Genomic DNA, 18,255 nt, shown 5'->3' with positions numbered 1-18,255 from the left:
TTCCAGGAAATAAACCCGCGTTTATAACCGACCGGACAAAATTCGACTACCGACCACCCTGATACTCCAGCTCAATCGAAAGGGCCGGATTGGTCTGACGCAGCAGGTCGGCACCGGCCCCAGTCACTGCCGTGCGGGTCACCACCAATTCTCGCAGTGCACCCAGGCCGATCAAGTGAGACATACCACTGTCCGTCACAGCGGTTAGCCCAAGATGTAGAAAAGACAATTCTTTCAAGCCGCGCAGCGCTGGTAGACCCGCGTCGGTGATGCGGGTATTGTCCAAATTTAACCAGTTCAGATTCGTCAGCCCTGCCAAGTGCGGCAACCCCTGATCGCTAACCGGTACACTGTACAAATTCAGTCGGTGAAGGGTCGTCATTGTGCCAATGGGAATCAGAGCCAGATCGTCCAGCCCAGGGCACTGACTGACGTCCAGCTCCTCAAGGGCCAGATTCGCCAGGGATTCCAACCCCCGCGAGCTGATTTCAGTTCCGGCCAAACGCAGTTTGCGCAACCGGGAGCAACCGGCGAGTGCCGACAGTGCCGAGTCCGTGATCCGTGTGTGACCCAGATAGAGTTCACTCAATTCGGGACAACTCTTCAGGACTGGCAAGCACTGGCCGGTAATCGGCACGTGGTCAGCTGCTAGTACCTTTAGGCGCGGCCAGCCAGGCAGCAGTTCCGACAGACTCGAATCATCGATTGCGAGCGGATGATTTGATCCTCCTACTCGCACAACGCGCAGCGCCGACATCCCGCCAGCCACAACTGACAATTGTTGGTTGTCGATCCGGCAGTCGCGCAGGTCCAGCTGTTGTAAATTCCTTAGTTTCGACAGTTGCTGCCAGCCGGTCAGCGTTAACCGTGAATCGCGAATCGTAAGACGTTGGAGACTGCGAAGCGCGGCAAGCTGCCCGGCTGTGAGATCGCTGACGACGATGTTGCGACAGTCAGCCGAGGTTACTTGGCCAGATTTCTCGTCGACGGTTAATTGAACGCCGAGACCAGTCAGAATGTCGACCACCGAGTTGTCCTGATCTGCGCCTGGATCAGTACTAACGCGCGAGCCAGATGCAGATGAATTTGACTGCAGCTGATCGATCGTCGACGGCGAGCAGCCGCTGAGAGCCGGTAGGCATGCGATCGCTAGGTAGAACAAACGATAACGGTTCACGCGATTCGTAGGATTGCCCCTGCGGGCCCGACGCAAGACTTCAGGCAAAACTCAAAGTTAGCTGGACAACAAAAACCTGGTTTCACTGCGCCATAACTCGCCGTGCAGGCCCACCACTGAGGTGAATGGTAGCTGGCGCGAAACACCGCTTACTTGATAGCGGCGGCTGCTTCGCGTTCACTGAGCCACAGTAAGACGGGAGCTGCGATGTAAATTGAGCTGTACGTTCCAACCAAAATGCCAATCAACAAGGCAAATGAGAAGGCGTGAATACCTTCGCCACCGAAAATATACAACAGGAGCACGGTCAACAACGTGGTGCTGCTGGTCAGCAGCGTGCGGCTGAGCGTTTGGTTGACGGCCGTGTTGAGCATTTCCGTAGTCAATCGCGGGCTGCGACCGCGAATTTCGCGCACGCGGTCAAAGATCACGATGGTGTCGTTCAGCGAGTAGCCGATGATCGTCAAAAAAGCCGCAATTTCGGTGAGACCGATTTTGAATTCCTCGATCATCAAAAAGCCCAAGGGACGAGCCAGCCAGTGGCACAAAGCGATCAGTCCCAGCGTGATCAGGACGTCGTGGACCAATGCTACCACAGCGGCCAGACCATAGGAAATCCGCTGGAATCGGAACCAAATGTAGGCCACGATGAACAGCAAGCTGACCAGGAGGGCTGCCAAAGCGCGTTGCTGCATTTCGCCAGCCACACGCCCGCCGATCTGACTGAGTGATAACCACAGCGGAGTACTCTGAATCTGTTCAGCGACGTGTTGCATGATTTGAGCGCCGGCTTCTTCGGCGACCGGCAATTCAACGTCCCACGTCGAAAACGATTCGTTTTGGTCCTCGCGCCATTTTGCAGGCCGTGGGTTGGGGCTCATGCGAATGAAGGCTGGGTTGAGATCAACGTGGACGGCTTGTGCAGCTTCGACCAACTCTTGCTTGAGTTTGGTGGGATTCCGGCGTGCGATGTTGCGGTCATTCCCTTGGGAGTCCTTTTCGACAGCCCCAGAAAGCTCCAAGCGGAACTTGCTGGAGACTCGGACCTCTGGCTCGACAGCCGGTGCGTCAGTGGCAGTCGCTGCGTCAGTGACGGTTGCCTCGGATCCGCCAGTCGATTGGCCGTCCGATGTAGCCTCACTGGTCGGCTGGCTGTCAACGACAGCAGTGCTTGCAGGGGCAACTTCTACTACGGCAACACCGTCCGAGCTAGAAACGTCAGTGGCAGCAGGTGTAGTGTCTTGGCCGTCTTCAGCCCGCATACTTACCAGACGAACGGAGCGCTGGGGCGGCTGCCAGTGGCTGTTTCCACTTGCATCTAGTCTGGTAACTTTGGCCTTGTAGGTTACCAAGTTCGCTACGTCGTTCTTGGCTAATCCCAAATGAAGTCGTTCGGCCAGTTGATTTTCATCATTCAGCGATGTGACCAACGTATAAACGGTGTTTTGAGGTTCCTTCTCTACTCGAACCAGAGTCGATTCGATGGGCTTGCCCTGATCGTCAACCAAGATTTGTTGCGTGATGCGGCGCATGTCTTCCAGGGCTACCGGCTGCTCAAGCTGAATAGTCACTGTTGTGCCGCCAACGAAGTCGATGTTTAGCAGTCCCTTGCCGCGTATCAACGCTGCGGTCAGTCCCACCGCAGTCAATGCAACGGAAACTCCTAAGCACAGCTTGCTCATCGACATAAAGTTCAAATCACCTTGTCCCAGCAGAATTCGCTTCAGAAATCCGACGCCGTCCATCATTCTCAAGTTGACAAACTTTAGTCGCTCAGCGATTTCAAACAGGATTCGTGAGCAAAACGTGGCGGTGAACATGCTGACCATGATGCCGATGAACAGCGTGACCGCAAAGCCACGCACTTGATCGGTACCGATCCAGTACAAAACTCCAGCGGCGATCAGCGTGGTGACGTTGGAATCCACAATTGTGGTTAGCGCGCGATCGAAGCCGTTGCGAATCGATAAACGCGGAGCAGCGCCTTTGACGATTTCTTCGCGAATGCGTTCGAAGATCAGTACGTTGGCGTCCACCGACATGCCCACAGTCAAAACCAGACCGGCTAAGCCAGGCAAGCTGAGCGGCTGGCGAATAAAGATCATGATGCCGAAGATCAGCAATCCGTTCAGCAGTAGCGCCAGGCAGGCGACAATGCCGGAGAATTGATAATACAGCAGCATAAACGCCAGCGTCACGACGATGCACCACAGGGCGGTGGTGGTGCCTTTTTGGATAGTGATTTCACCCAGCCCAGCCCCCACGCGACTTTCGCTGGCAGGCGTCTTTTCCAACGTGGCCGGCAAACGGCCAGAACGCAGAATGGTTACCAAGAAATTGACTTCTGCCTGAGTAAACCGACCTTCAATAATACCCGCACTGCTAATGGGTGAGTTAACGTTTGGCGCCGATAGAACTCGCTTGTCCATAATGATGGCCATGCGGCGCTTGAAAGCACCGTCAGGTCCAATCGACGTCGTCAGCTCCAACATTTTATTGGCACCCTCGGCACCAAAACGGAAGCCAACAATGGGTTGGCCCATCTTGCCAAACTCGAGCTGCGCGCTGGATAAGTCATCACCGAACAGCTCAGTATAGGGCTCACCGAACACCTCCAGCGCCATCAGTACGTCGACATCTTCAATGTTCTGTGAGGCCAACCACTTTGAAACAGCGATCTCCTTGTCACCCAGCGGTGGAAGATTGATCAATTGTCCAGTAGCCGAATTGCGGATAATGTCACCAGCGATAGGAGTAATAAGCGGATAGACCCCTTCGGTCATCTTTTCTTCTCGGCCCACACGATACCACCGACCAACCGGCTTGCCATCGGCGTTGGTGACGTCGATTAAGTTCTCGTCAGCTTGCTCGCGAGCCAGTCGAATGATGTCCTCGTGGTCACGGGTGTTGGCCACCACGCGGAATTCCAACTGACCAGAGGTCGTGATGCTTTCTTTGATGCGCTCTAGTTCAAATTCGTCGGTGCTGGGCAAGGTGATTTCAACTTGCGAAGTACCGCGCGGACGAATGGTGATTTCCTTGGTACCCGAGGGGTCGATGCGACCGCTGAGCGCGGATGCCAACGCCGATGCATCGATCTCTTCGCCACTGGGTTGATCGACGATGTTGTAGACTAGCGTCGTGCCACCTTGCATGTCCGGTCCCAGCAGCAGTTTGCCGTTGACCACAAACAATGCAGCGGCCGCAATGGCGGCGAACACGGTGCCGATGCGACCGGACAGGGCGGGCAATCGTATTCTTTTAGCAATCCAATTACCGATTACAAACGGTAGCACAAAAATGATCGCAATGTACAACAGTCCCATGACTAAGGGATGCCACTCGGCCCACCATTTTGCAAAGCCGGTCAATTCCGGTGCGCCTTGAACAGCCGTTTCGGCCTGAGCCAGCAGGAGTTGAAGCAAGTTCCCGTCCATCGAATGTCCCTAAGGAATGATATTATTGTGCTTGATTGGCCAGTTACGAAACTCAGTCACAGGCCAATCGATTGTATGAATTGAGTAAATGCCGTCTCTATTTTGTGGACTCGCCTGCATCACTGCCCAGCACTTTGGCGATCGACTCGCGATTGACCGTCATTCTGGCGCCAGAGTTTTCGTCGATGCGAATGACAACTGTTGACTCGCCCGACGCGGCTTGAACCACCACGCCATGGATGCCACCGCTGGTCACCACGCGATCGTTTTTTTTCAGACCCGCAAGCAACTGCTGCATCTTGCGCATCTCCTTGCGCTGCGGGCGAACTACCAGCAGCATGAATAGGATCACACTGAACAGCACCAAGTTAATTGGATTGCCAATAAACTGCTCCAAAAAACCGCCAGCCTGACCGCCTTCTGCGGCTCCACCACTTTCGTTGGCCGTACCCGTCTCGGAAATCTGCGCCAACAGACCTCCGACCGTTACGGTCGTCCAATTTGAGAGTTCGATCATCGAGAACCAACTACTATCAACAAAGTCAAAACCCCACCTTTATGGTGGTAGGCGTGATGGAGATTAACCCAAGATGATAAGAGTCGCCAGAAGAACTCACAAGGCGTATTCTCCCGCGAAAAAATTGAGTCGCAGTCACTACGCAGAAGTGGCTACGGTCGCCAGGCAGAAGTAGCGGCGGTCGCCAGACCGTGGAGTTGCAGGTATTTCCCGTGCCCTTGCCAGCGCCACGACGACCGCCGGTAAGAGGTAGCGTTTGAGAGTCTGGGGAAATTCGTACCCAACCTGAGTCGCCGGTCAAAGGCTGGTTCAGAAATGCATGCAATGGAAGCGACATTGACCCTCAACGCCGCCAGAACCTACTGTTCGGCTGCGAGGTGATGGATGCGCGGAACCGTCGTCTATCGTGCGTAGTCGTAGGTCGGCATCAGGCGGCATGCCTGGCGGTAGACCGCTGCTGATCTGACGAACGGGATTCATGGACGAGGTAATATGGCCTGGCGAGGCTGGACAATCTATCTGCTGATGGGGCTACTGGTAACGGCCAGTGGTTGCGCCAGCCAGCGTTATTTGGTGCGGCGCGACATGCCGGTCAATCCGCTGGCCAACCAACTGCGCATCGCCAGTCGTACTGGGCCACAGGTTACCAATCGTACAGCGCTGGTCCTGCGGCGGTATGCGCTGGACGACTTATATCAATCGCGACCAGCCGAATGCCTGCTGGCGATGCAGAAGCTGGTGCAGACCGAGTCCGATGGCGAACTGGTGTATGGCATCAGCGAGGTGGCCTATGTGGAAGCCAAACGACTGGAGCGTCAACATAAGCCCGCCGAAGCGTTGGACATGTATGGCGTGGCGGTTAGTAACGCTTACATGTACCTGTTCTCCATGGAGTTCGATCGGATTCGCAATCCCTATGATCCCGTGTTTCGCGGTGCCTGCGATTTGTACAACCAGTCGCTAGAGTGTTCGCTGCGTTTGGTAAACGCCAAGGGGCAGCTTCAGCCCGGCACCAGCTATGAGGTTATCTCTGGTGACAAGCAGTACTACGTGCAGACGCTCATGAAGGGTGGCTGGCAAACGGCAGACTTCGATCGCTTTGAATTCGTCAGCGATTACCGCTTGGAAGGATTGACCTCGTCGGGCATGACCTACGGATTGGGCGTGCCGTTAATTGCCGTTCGCAAACCAGGGCCAACCGAAGATCCGCGCGAGGCCTACTATCCGCGCGGACTCAGCTTTCCGGTGACCGCTTTGCTGCGCGTGGTGCCGACAGTACCGGACCAGTCCAATCCGCATCGTCGCCACGAGTGTGTCCTGGAGCTACACGATCCGCTAATTTCGTCGGATATCAGTTTGGCCAATCGCCTGGTGCCTTTGCAGTCCGACTTGAGTACAGCCCTGGCGTATTTCCTGGACAACCCCGAATTCCAGGAGAAGAACAAGGCTACCTACGGACTGGTCAATCCGCACAAAGCCGACAAGTATCGCGGCATTGTCATGCTGGAGCCGTTCGATCCACAGCGGATTCCGGTGCTGATGGTGCACGGACTGTGGTCTAGTCCCATTACCTGGATGCCGATGTTCAACGACTTGCGGAGCTTTCCCGAGCTGCGTCGCAACTATCAATTCTGGTTTTACCACTATCCGACCGGGCAGCCGTTTTGGATGAGCGCCACGCAAATGCGCCGGGAACTTGACATGTTGCGTGAGCAATTGGATCCCGATCGTCAGTATGAGGCGCTCAATCAAATGGTATTAGTTGGCCACAGCATGGGCGGGCTGGTAAGCCGCATGCAAACCATCGACAGCCGCGATGACTTTTGGAATATCTTGAGCGACAAGCCGTTCGATCAAGTCCAAGGAGCACCGGAAGATATTCAGCTCCTGAAGACCGCCGCATTTTTCAAACCTTCGCCTGACATTCGTCGAGTGATTACGATTGGCACGCCGCATCATGGCAGCGATTATGCCAACGATGTCACGCGCTGGGTCAGTCGCCAGATTATCCGCTTGCCATCGCGGATGGTGTCCACGGGACAGAAGTTAATCACGCTCAACCCTGATGTGTTTCAGAATGCAGACCTGCTGACCAACAGCACCAGCATCGACTCTCTTAGTCCTGACTCGCCGGTCTTCCCAGCCATGATTCGGGCGCCGCGTGCCCCCTGGGTGACCTATCACAATATTGTGGGTATGGTGCCTACCGGTCGCTGGCCCAAGGAGGTTAAGACCATTGGCGATGGCATCGTTGAATATGCCAGCGCCCACATGGACGATGTAGCCAGTGAGATCACCGTCGCTGCCGAGCATCAAGACATTCATCGCAATCCGCGTAGCATTTTGGAAGTCCGTCGCATCTTGCAGTTACATCTGAAATCCGTTCAAGATGAATATCGAGTCGCTCAGAGGTTGGCGCAACTGCAGCAACCAATCGCCTTTCAGCCGGTGGCCGCTCCACTGGCCAGCCACAACGTGCAGTCGCCAGATGCCAGCGCCGGACACGAGGGAAATGGTTTAGCGCTTGACCAAAACTTAAACTCGGCCACTGCGGATTTCGAGGCGGACGTGCAGCCCAGTCCCCCAGGCACCAACGGTGCGCGCTTAGAATAACCCAAGGCGTAGTGCAACGCTGCAGACCAAAAACGCACGCCTTGATTAACGCCACCCGCGCACTGCTTCCAAAGTACCAAAAGTGCACCGCCAGTATTTCCAGCAATATCATCAATCCTACGGCAACGCAGCGCGACTCATTGGTCCAATCAGAAACGCGGCACCGCCACGGCCGCAATACTATAAAACGCAAAGACGCTGAGAGCGCCGAGAATATCAGGCCAGCATCCTCTCTGCGCCTCAACGTTTCAAAGTGGCTTTTTACGCGCACCCCGGTTGGAACATTCAGCCACTACGCAAAACACTCGCGCACCTGAGCCTGACCGCGATGCCAACGCTTGCCATGACGCTCAGCCTCTGCCGACATCGAACCGGGCGAACCGGCACAACTGCTCTTGCCAAAGTACCTCTTGAAATTCCACACCAGGTCCCGCCACATCGAGGCTTCAATACCCAGTTGGCTCAGCACCGACTTTAGCGACTCCGGCACCGCTTCGGTAAACTCCTTGACCCGCTGTCTGGCCGTCCAGCTCAACAGCTCCAGGTACTGCCTCCAACTGATATTCAAAAACCCCTTGTCGCTGGCTCGCAGGCCCGTCCTACTGGTCTGTGCATCCTGAGCCAACACTCGATCATCCATCGTCAATGGCGATAACCAGCTATCGCGCAGCACTCGGCGGCCTGTCGGACTACGCCGTTTGGCTTGGCGCGCCTTCCGCAACTGCTGGACCGGTGTTTCCTTGCGTGCCTTGGCCACATCGGTTTGCGGTATCGCCTGTAGTTCAAAAGCTGTTGACTGAATCTTCACGCCCAGCTCGGCTTGCAGCCGATCATAGGCCGAAGTGTGTACCGAATCTTCAGGCGAATCGGCCATGGCGGCTCGTACCGGATTCAGGTCCACATACATAGCACATGCCAACAAGCCCGCCTCATCGGTAATGCGCTGCGCCTTAAAACGGCCTTCCCAAAAGCGCCCCGTGCATTGATCCTCCGCATTGGCCATGCGCGCAATCGGCTCGGCCAGAGCGCGCATAAACCACGAGATATCCGATAGCCGCCGCCGAATCTTTTTAACCTCATCCTGATTGCCCACCAGCGTTGCCACTTGAACATCGGTTGGCTGAGCCAAATGCAGTTCTTCCAGCCGTAGACCTGGGAAGACGCTCAGCCAACGCAGCGCCACCTGCTCATCCGTCCAGCCCGCCACCACATCGGGTCGGCTGCGCAAGATAGTATGAATGTGATTGCTCATTACAGCGTAGGTCAGTACATCAATCCCAAACACCGAAGCCAGCGACTCTAGCCGCCGACGAATCCACTCACGCCGATACGAATAATCCTTGCCCGACTGCTGATCCTGCCCTGCCAAAAAAGCCCTGCGCACACACCGCTGTACCGTGTGCACGATGGCTACTTCATCCGGGCTGAACTGCTCGCTTCGATTGGGTCTGACCATGGTTTGCACTCATCATTTCACTCGTTTCCCACTCCCCATATTATGCCAATCCCAACACCCTCTGTCAATAGATGGTGGGTGGCACCTTATAGCACCGAGAGCGAGCATATGTCTCTCAGACACTCCCTGTTTCCCCTCGCTCCACTGTTCCATGTCCCGCACTCTGACCAGTGCGGGTTCCCGGTCAGCATCCAGAGACCGAGGATCCACTGGAAAAATTACCTGTTTTCCTGGATTGACCACGGGACGGCTTTGAACCTTGACTGGTATCTAGGCTGATTGAAACAGTTATTGATGTTTCATCATCAAGGCCAATAGGTCACGGCCTTCGCGGAAAGAAGCTTGTCGCGCATGATTACGGTCTACCAACGAAAACAGTATCGCGCTAGACTACCTATCGCTTTAACATCGCGAGCTGCTCGTGATGGCGGGATGGATTGCATTGACCCAAAGCGTTCTTTGGAACGCATGATAAAAGCTCCAGGTAACGAGTCACCAGAACACAATGGCTAAGTCGCGGATTGGACCGTTTGCACTGGAAGCACCGCTAGCTCCGCCGACCAAGTCGGGGCAGTGGTTTCGCAGCATTCATGTTGAGCAAAGCAAGCTCGCAGCGCTGCGTGTGTTTTCAATTCCACTGGGGATGACGCCCGAAAGTCGTCAACTATTCGCTGACCAAATTGAACGGCTCAAAGGGCTGCGGCACCCTGGTATCGCGCGGTGCTATGGCGGAGGGTTTGACACCCGTCGCGCGTTCTTGGCATATGAATTGATTGACGGCCAATCGCTAGAACAACTACTGTGTCGGCGCGGGCGATTGTCTTGGGAAATGGCGGCCGACTTCGCCGCTCAAATTGGTCAAGCTCTGGAATACGCTGGCCAACAAGGTTGGACGCATGGTCGATTACAACCCACCAAAATCATGATCACGGGCGAATCGCATATTAAGCTGCTCGATTGGCGACGTCCAGAGATCGCGACCTTCTTGGGATCGCCGCCCACGCTGGAGCAACTGCAGTGTACGGCCCCAGAACTGCTCGATGGTGGTCAACCGACTGAGAAGAGCGATTTATATTCGCAGGGTGCCATCCTGTATTGGATGCTCACCGGCGCTCCACCAGTTGTCGCCGAAGATTCACAACAATTCTTGAAACAGGTCGGTCAAGCAACAATTCCCAGCGTCGCTTCGCAGGTCCTGGATTGTCCGATTTGGTTGAGTGCGATTGTGGAGCAGTTGTTGGACAAATCGCCCGAGCAGCGTCCGTTCAGCACCACCGCATTTCTCATGGCACTTCAGGAGGCTCAGCGGCGTCAGAGCGAAGGTGTTGGAGTGTTGCAGCACGCTACGGCCGGATTTAGTCCGTTGAAGCTGAACGTCGATCGGCGCGAAGCGGAAAAGTTGTTGGGAATCGCCAGTGATGATCAGCCAGCCGGTGCACGCCGATCGCCATTGGAAAGCCCATGGTTGCTGTTGGCGGGATTGTTATTGGCGGTGTCCGCAGTCGTGTGGTTTTTGTTACCGCCCAGCGAGCGCTCGTTGTACCACAGCGCGCAGAAACTATTGGCCAGCCCGGAGTGGATCGACTGGAATCAGGCGCGTGATAGTTATCTTTCGCAATTGATCCAGCGCTATCCGGATGGCCAGTACCGACAATGGGCCGAAGAGAAGATCGACTGGGTCAGCGCCCGAGAAGCCGAGCGACGCATGGAGCGTGACGAGCGGCTGGGACGTCAGGAGGATTGGACGCTAGCACAAGTAAAATATGCTGAAGCGCGCAGGTTCGAGCGTTTTGGCGATTACGCGACGGCTCGCGAGAAGTATCAGGTGCTTCACAAGCGGTTTGCCGGTCAGGCCGATGCGCACTCGATGCTGCTGTTAGCCGCTGAGGGCTTAGACAGATTGGACAAATCATCTAACAGCCAGCCCTTGCATGAGTTACTCACAAAGAAGCTGCAGGAAGCCGATCAGGCCGCAGCCGATGGTCGCGTCACAGAAGCCAGGTCCACTTGGCAGGCAATTGTCGGGCTGTACGCTGGAAACCAGTCGCTGGCCCAGCAGGTTCAGCAAGCACAATCGCGGCTCGACGGCTTAACCTCTCAGAGATAGCATTGCACATGCAACAGCACTGGGCCTGTCGCTTGACCGCGCCGTTGCCGGGAGCCATCGCAACGATCGCTGTGCGCGGGCCGGCAGCCGTAGAATTAGTTGCATCATTGTTGCGTGCGGCGGGAGATGCGGGCGCGATGGGGCCACGCGCTGGCGCGCGTAGCTACCGCCTGCCAAGCCATGGCACGAGCAAACTGAAGCTAGGTCGCGTTCGCGTCGCAGCTTGGCGAGTGTTAGATGGGCAGGTGGCCGAACAGGTGGTGGTGTGTGCTACCGGTCCGGACGAAGTCGAAATTCATTGCCACGGCGGCATCGCCGTCTGCCAAGCGATCCTGCAACAGCTTCAGTCTGCTGGTTGCAGTTTGGTTGATTGGTCACAATGGGCCGCGCAGCCATCCCCAGCGCCCGGCACTCAGTCGCCCACCGCGCTGCGTTGCCTGATTGAGCGGTTGTTGCAGGACACCACCTCGGAGCGGTCAGCGGGCATTCTCTTGGATCAACTCGGGCCCGGACTAACGGCCAGCGTCGCCAACTTGCAGCCATTGATCGGCCACGGGCGATTCTGCGAGGCTCAACAGTTGATTGCAGCAATTCTGCGCTGGAGCGACCTGGGGTTGCATTTGGTGACGCCTTGGCATGTTGTACTGGCGGGGCCACCAAACGTCGGCAAAAGCAGTTTGATCAACGCCTTGGCGGGAGGGCAATCAGCCATCGTGCATCATCAACCAGGGACAACGCGCGATTGGATCGAAGTGCAAACCCAAGTCGATGGCTGGCCCATGTGCCTAACCGATACCGCCGGTCTGCGCGAAACCGATGATGCTATCGAACGGCAAGGCGTCGCCCGCGCGCGACAGCGCATTGCGACGGCTGACTTGGTGGTGTTGGTGGTGGATGCCACCCAGGGCTGGACCGAACAGCATCAAGCAATTGTCGATCAAATACCGGGACAACGCCTGCTATGCGCCTGGAATAAAATGGATTTAAACGATGCAGCCGCCCCAGCCCTTCCCCTTAACCTACCCGTCGTGCCCTGTTCTGCTCACGGAGACATACAGCATTTATTAGCCAGCATTGCAGGCGCGCTGGTGCCCGAGTGTCCGCCGCCTGGGGCTGCTGTACCGCTCGATCGGCAGCAGTTGGCTCTGCTAGGTGCAATGGCTGAGCATTTGTCACTGCCTGTTGCCCAGGTCGATACCCGTCAGCTACAACATTGGCTGGCACAATTGTCGTTTGGCGAGCACTCAATACGAATGTACCACTAGCCGCCGTCTAGCGGCGGTCGCTAATAACCAGGTCATTCGCCATAGGGCAAGCAGCGCCTATGTTCAATCTGAAAGTTGATGGTTTGTTGCGATTTGAGGTTTCAGAAGTGATGGTGAGCCAGTGATGTGCAAGGATACTCCCATCGCAGCGACTGTGCAGCGATACAATCAGTCCCATGTGCTGGATTTTGTTGACCAGCTCACGCAGTCGCAATGCGACCATCTGCTCCAGCAATTGGCGCAGGTCGACTGGCAGCAACTCGATGAGCTGATTCACCGTTGTGACCAAGCAGCCATCGACTGGCTTGCCGTAGCTGATCAGATTCAGCCGCCCCCCGCAATTCTCCTGGACGATGCGCAACCTCGGATCTCGCCTGTGGAAGCACGCGCGGCCGGCGAGCAAGCCCTGCGCGCTGGGCGCGTGGGCATGATCCTGGTGGCCGGTGGTCAGGGAACCCGCCTGGGCTTCGATCAACCCAAAGGCATGTTTCCCATCGGCCCGGTCAGCGGTCGGACTCTGTTTCAGATGCATTGTCATCGACTGCTGGCAGTTTCCAGGCGGTATGGAACGCAGATACCACTGTATATCATGACTAGTCCAGCCACCGACCAGCAGACGCGGCAGTATTTTGCTCAGCATCAAGAGTTTGGTCTGGCACAGGATCAAGTGTCCATTTTTTGCCAAGGGACGATGCCGGCCGTGGACGCCAAGACCGGTAAGGTGCTGATGGAATCCAAGTCCTCGCTGGCGCTCAGTCCAGACGGTCATGGAGGACTGCTGCAGGCTCTACAACGCGCCGGATGCCTTCAGGCGGCTCAGGAGCGCGGGATCGACTACTTGTATTACGCGCAAGTTGACAATCCGTTGGCCCAGCTGTGCGATCCGCTGCTGATGGGCTATCACATTCTGACCGGCAGCCAAATGACCACACAGGTGGTGCAGAAGCGGTTCGCTCATGAAAAGGTGGGAAACGTCGTCGCGCTACAGGGTCGAGTACACATTATCGAGTACAGCGACTTGCCCGCTGAGTTGGCAGAACGGAAGTCGCTGGACGGACGGCTTGAGTTGTGGGCGGGTAACATAGCAATTCATGTTTTCGATCGTCAGTTTCTGCAGAATGTGGCCGCCAGCCCAACGGGCTTGCCCTTCCATCGGGCCATCAAGAAAGTAGCTGCTGTTGACTGGCAGGGCTGTGCGCTTGAGCCAGCGGTGGCCAACGCACTCAAGTTCGAGCGGTTTGTATTCGATCTACTGCCCATGGCCGACCAGGCAATCGTTGTGGAAGGTTGTTCCAGCGACGTTTTTGCTCCGCTCAAGAATGCCAGCGGCGCCGAAGTCGATACCCCTGAACATTGCCAAGCGGCCTTGTTGGCCCAACATCGCCGCTGGGTCGAAGCTGCCGGAGGAACAATCGCGCCCGGCGTGAAGGTGGAAATCAGCCCAACTTGGGCGCTGGATGCGGCCGAAGTAGCCGCCAAACTATCCGAGCCCGTTCATTTTTCTGCTGATACTTTTTTGTGTTAAAGAGAGTGTGTTGAAGTCGTCAGAAGCGGGGCCGAATCGTGCCGGATTCAAGCCGCTGTTGTGGGAGATGGTCTAGAAAGTCGCTTTTGTCAGGCAATTCGTTCGATTTTGAGCGGCAGTCTGAGAGCCCACAATCGAGATATTGACAAGTTTTCGACCCGCCTGGAGTCGGGTAATGCTCTGAGGCTAAGGTAACGAATCCGCCGCAACTGAGCGTTTGTGAGGTCTTTCCCCGCAAAATCGTTGTAATGTATTCCCGTTTCGGCTATACTCGCACCCGTAGCGGGCGCGCGCCGCCCCGCTTTTGCGTCCAAATAGCCTGAGCACGTCACTTGTGTAGCTGGTCTGCGTTCGCGTTTGAGGATGTCTGCGAACTGCGGTCAGGGAGTTGGTGTTGTTTGGTTTCCCCTCACGCTAGAATCAGCCCGCAAGGTAAGTCAGAAATATGCATCACTCGCTTCGTGCCCTTGGGCTTGTCCTGACTGTGCTACTGCCCGCCGCCAAAGCTCAGGTGCCGCCAGCGAACTTTGTCAATTACGAGATAGCGCCGATTCATGCGATGACCATGAGTCCGGATGGCAATTTGCTAGCTGCCGTCAACACGCCAGATATGCGGGTTGAACTATTCACGCTGGATACAAATGGACCCGAAAAGTGGGTTAGTATTCCAGTTGGGCTAGAGCCGACCAGTGTGCGTTTCCGCACCAACGACGAGTTGTGGGTCGTCAACAATGTTTCGGACACGATTTCGGTGATTTCCGTTTCTCAGCAGCGAGTTACGGCGACCTTGGCCACTCTGAACGATCCCCATGACGTAGTCTTTGCCGGTTCGCCGCTGCGAGCGTTTGTGTCTTGCGGATTTCCGCGCACGCTGCAGGTATTCAATCCTGCGAATCTAGCCGCTGCACCCACAAGCATATCGCTGCTGGGAAATAATCCACGCGCTCTGGCGGTTAGTCCTGATGGCTCGAACGTGTATGTGGCTTTCTTCCATGCGGGCAACAGAACCACGATCCTGTCCGGTGGAATGTCTGATCCCGGCAGTGCGATCATCAATTTTCCGCCCGATGTGGTTCGACGAGTTGAGGGGCCCCACGGTGGTGTGAATCCGCCGCCCAACGCAGGCAATGTCTTCAGTCCGCCTCGCAATAACGGCGCTGGAACGCCCCCTAAAGTTTCAATGATCGCCAAGCAAGATAGCCAGGGCCAGTGGCGCGATGACACCGGTGCCAATTGGACGCAGTTTGTCAGTGGCGCAAATGCGGACTTCTCGGGTCGCTATCCCGGTTGGACCTTGCTGGATCATGATGTGGCTGTCGTGAATGCCAATACTCAGGCTGTAACCGGCTACATCAGCGACTTAATGAATCTTAATATGGCCTTGGACGTCAATCCTGCCTCTGGTCAAGTCACCGTGGTGGGTACTGAGGCGCACAATGAGATTCGATTTGAGCCAAATATTCAGGGAACATTCATTGATGTCGTGGCCGCTTTCGCCAATCCCAGTACTCTCCAAGCTACCAGCCGCACGGATTTGAATGCCAGCTTGGTAGCGCAGTTTACGGGTACCGCTTTGTCGCCAGCGTTGCGAGCCACTGCGCTGGGCGATCCGCGTTCAATTAAATGGTCGTCTGATGGCTCGGTCGGTTATATCGCCGGCATGGGTTCAAATAACGTCCTGCAGATCAATGCGAGTGGACAGCGCATCGGCTCGGTCATTCCAGTTCGTACGGGACCGGCAGGTTTGGCATTGGATGAAGCTCGCGGCAAACTCTACGTGCTCAACCGTTTTCACGGTTCGATCTCGGTAGTTGATCTGGACTCGAGCAGCGAAGCTTCGCTGGTGACTTATTTTGATCCGACTCCGACTATTATTCGTACGGGGCGTAAGCATTTATATGACACGCAGCACAGTTCGGGAGTTGGGCAGATCGCTTGCGCTTCGTGTCACATAGACGGTCGCATGGATCGACTTTCGTGGGACTTAGGCAATCCAGCTGGAAACACGGATAATCTTGGTGCCAGGTATGCTGTTAACCGAAATGATAGTTTCACGATTCCGTTAGGCTTGGGCCTAAACCAAAAAATCGGCACGGGTAATCTGACCCACTTCCATCCGATGAAGGGGCCGATGCTGACGCAAACGCTACAGGACATTATTAATCATGAGCCTTTGCACTGGCGCGGCGATCGTTTTGGTATTGAGGACTTCAATGGTGCCTTTCATGAGCTACAAGGAAGGTCTACCGGTTTGACCACGACCGAGATGGCCGAGTTCAAGGCGATGTTGGCCACAATGACTTTCCCGCCGAATCCATTTCGCACGCTCACCAATCGGTTGCCTACGAATTTGCCACTGCCAGGGCACTTTGCCACTGGCCGCTTCAATAAAGCTGCCGGTGCACCGCTCGATCCAGGCAACGCTGTGACTGGATTGACGCAGTATCGCAACAAGACTATCGGCAGTCGCCTGGATCAGCAGGCATTCGCCTGTGTCACTTGCCACGTTTTGCCTACTGGTGGCAGTACTGACCGGCGCTGGGCTTCGAACGCTTGGCAGGCTATCGCCCGCGGACCGAATAACGAGAACCGCCTGTTGCTTATGGGGGTCAGCGATGTATCCGGCGTTATCAACAATACTTTGAAGGTCGCCCATTTGCGCAACATTTATGAAAGGGTTGGCTTTCATATGCGTCCTGGCACTCCCAGCCTGCATGGCTTTGGTCACATGCATGATGGAAACGTCGCTTCGATAGCTGACTTTATCGGTAATCCCGCGTTTCTCTTCAATACCGACCAAGAGATCTCCAACATGGTAGCGCTGATACTTTCGTGGGCCGGTTCGGATTTCCGGCAGACGAATGGAGCTTTGATCGTCAACAACAATAGTGATGCGCTTGAGCCGCCTGGCGTTCCGAGTAAGGACAGCCACGCGGGTGTGGGCCAACAAGAAACGATTCTCAGTCCGACCCAAAGTCAGACACGGTTGAATGCTTTGGTTTCAGCGGTCGGCGACTCAAACCGCTTGCAGTTGATTGCCAAGACGCAGGGCGGTGGACGACCTCGTGGTTACCTGTTTCAGAGCGGTAGTTTTCTACCGGATAATGTGGGGGAATCATCGCTTAGCCAGGCTCAGTTGGTGGCGTTAAGCGGTAATGGAAAGTCAATTACATTTACGCTGGTACCGGCTGGTACCGGCCAGCGACTCGGTCGCGACCGAGATCTAGACGGCTTTCTGGATCACCAGGAGTTCCTCAATTGTACCGATCCGGATGATGCCAGCAGCTTTGGTAGCTCAAGCGTCTGCTCAAGCTTTGTGGCCAGTAAGGCCCGTCACAGCGGATGGTCCGGAGGTGGCCCAGCAGTTGATGCCGGCAAGTCAGCACATCGCGCCAACGGTACTCCGGCCACGTTAGGTCTAGCTAATTTGACCAATTCAGCGGCTGGTCTCAATGGGATGGAGATAGAGGTAGCTGGCTTGGCTAGTCCTGGCGCAGTCAATGCTGCGGATTTTACGTTCCGCATTAGTCCACAGGGGGTGTTTGACGAGGGTGCCAATCCGCCCAGCGGTTGGGCTGCTGCTCCAATACCAACGTCGGTGGTGGTCACGCCGGGCTCGCCGGATCGAGTGGTGATTACGTGGGCAGATGGTGCGATCACCAATCGTTGGTTGCAAATCACGGTCAAGGCGACTCCAAGACAGGATTGCAGAGCGATGTGGTGCTGTACATTGGGCACTTGTGTGGCGAGGTGACGGGTCCGTCAGATGGTTCGTTCACGGTGTCGTTTGCGGACATCTCGCCGATCCGCGCAGCGGTGGGCCAAGATGTACCATCCAGTAGCATCTTGGACATCAACAAAGATGGCCTGGTATCGTTTGCTGACATCACAGCCATGCGATCCAATGTGGGGACTCAGTTGCCCAGCATCACGGTGCAGTAACGCCGGGTTGGTGATAGCACAGAGGTGATTCGCAGCGTCAGTCAACAGGTGTGAATTCCTGTGGCTGACGCTGTAGTTTTAGTATTTGTAGGGTGGGACAAGCAGAGCGAGGTAAGCTAGTCTGGCACGGATCAGAATATACAGATACCACCCAAGAATCTTGGGCGTGTTTGATCCGGTTTGCGACAGCTCACCAGAATTGCAGCGGAGTTAGTT

At 55.8% G+C, this 18,255-nt stretch carries 10 protein-coding genes; 6 read left to right on the top strand and 4 right to left on the bottom strand.

Going from position 1 to position 18,255, the window contains the following annotated elements; genetic code table 11:
- Positions 1–46: 46 nt before the first annotated feature.
- The 3 genes from KF752_04850 to yajC all read right to left on the bottom strand — a co-directional run bounded on the left by KF752_04850 (position 47) and on the right by yajC (position 5,131).
- A complete protein-coding gene (locus KF752_04850) occupies positions 47–1,177 on the bottom strand; it encodes a hypothetical protein (GenBank protein ID MBX3420868.1) in 1,131 nt (376 codons plus the stop codon).
- Between the two features lie 149 nt (positions 1,178–1,326).
- A complete protein-coding gene (gene secF / locus KF752_04845) occupies positions 1,327–3,006 on the bottom strand; it encodes a protein translocase subunit SecF (protein ID MBX3420867.1) in 1,680 nt (559 codons plus the stop codon).
- A 1,705-nt stretch (positions 3,007–4,711) separates the two neighbouring features.
- Positions 4,712–5,131 (bottom strand): preprotein translocase subunit YajC, encoded by a 420-nt coding sequence (yajC, locus tag KF752_04840; protein MBX3420866.1) that lies wholly within the window; start codon positions 5,129–5,131, stop codon positions 4,712–4,714.
- A 492-nt stretch (positions 5,132–5,623) separates the two neighbouring features.
- Here yajC and KF752_04835 point away from each other — a divergent pair, with 492 nt between their 5' ends.
- Positions 5,624–7,744: an alpha/beta fold hydrolase gene (locus tag KF752_04835; GenBank protein MBX3420865.1), complete on the top strand. Its 2,121-nt coding sequence runs from the start codon at positions 5,624–5,626 to the stop codon at positions 7,742–7,744.
- 292 nt (positions 7,745–8,036) lie between these two features.
- On the opposite strand, the gene KF752_04830 is transcribed toward KF752_04835, so the two are convergent.
- A complete protein-coding gene (locus tag KF752_04830; protein ID MBX3420864.1) occupies positions 8,037–9,200 on the bottom strand; it encodes a hypothetical protein in 1,164 nt (387 codons plus the stop codon).
- Between the two features lie 505 nt (positions 9,201–9,705).
- Here KF752_04830 and KF752_04825 point away from each other — a divergent pair.
- The 5 genes from KF752_04825 (at position 9,706) to KF752_04805 (ending at position 18,039) form a co-directional block, all read left to right on the top strand.
- Entirely contained in the window at positions 9,706–11,307 is a 1,602-nt protein-coding gene (locus KF752_04825; protein ID MBX3420863.1) for a serine/threonine protein kinase, read from the top strand.
- Positions 11,308–11,315: 8 nt separating this feature from the next.
- Positions 11,316–12,572, top strand: a complete 1,257-nt coding sequence (locus KF752_04820) for a 50S ribosome-binding GTPase (protein MBX3420862.1) — start codon at positions 11,316–11,318, stop codon at positions 12,570–12,572.
- Positions 12,573–12,696: 124 nt separating this feature from the next.
- Positions 12,697–14,097: a UDPGP type 1 family protein gene (locus KF752_04815; protein ID MBX3420861.1), complete on the top strand. Its 1,401-nt coding sequence runs from the start codon at positions 12,697–12,699 to the stop codon at positions 14,095–14,097.
- 445 nt (positions 14,098–14,542) lie between these two features.
- A complete protein-coding gene (locus tag KF752_04810; protein MBX3420860.1) occupies positions 14,543–17,851 on the top strand; it encodes a hypothetical protein in 3,309 nt (1,102 codons plus the stop codon).
- On the top strand, positions 17,815–18,039 hold the full coding sequence (locus KF752_04805) for a hypothetical protein (protein MBX3420859.1): 225 nt from the start codon (positions 17,815–17,817) through the stop codon (positions 18,037–18,039). Before KF752_04810 ends, KF752_04805 begins: the two co-directional genes overlap by 37 nt.
- The last annotated feature ends 216 nt before the right edge of the window (positions 18,040–18,255 follow it).

Source organism: Pirellulaceae bacterium, assembly GCA_019636385.1.
Taxonomy (GTDB): domain Bacteria; phylum Planctomycetota; class Planctomycetia; order Pirellulales; family Pirellulaceae; genus Aureliella.
This window is presented reverse-complemented; position numbering and strand designations above follow the sequence as displayed.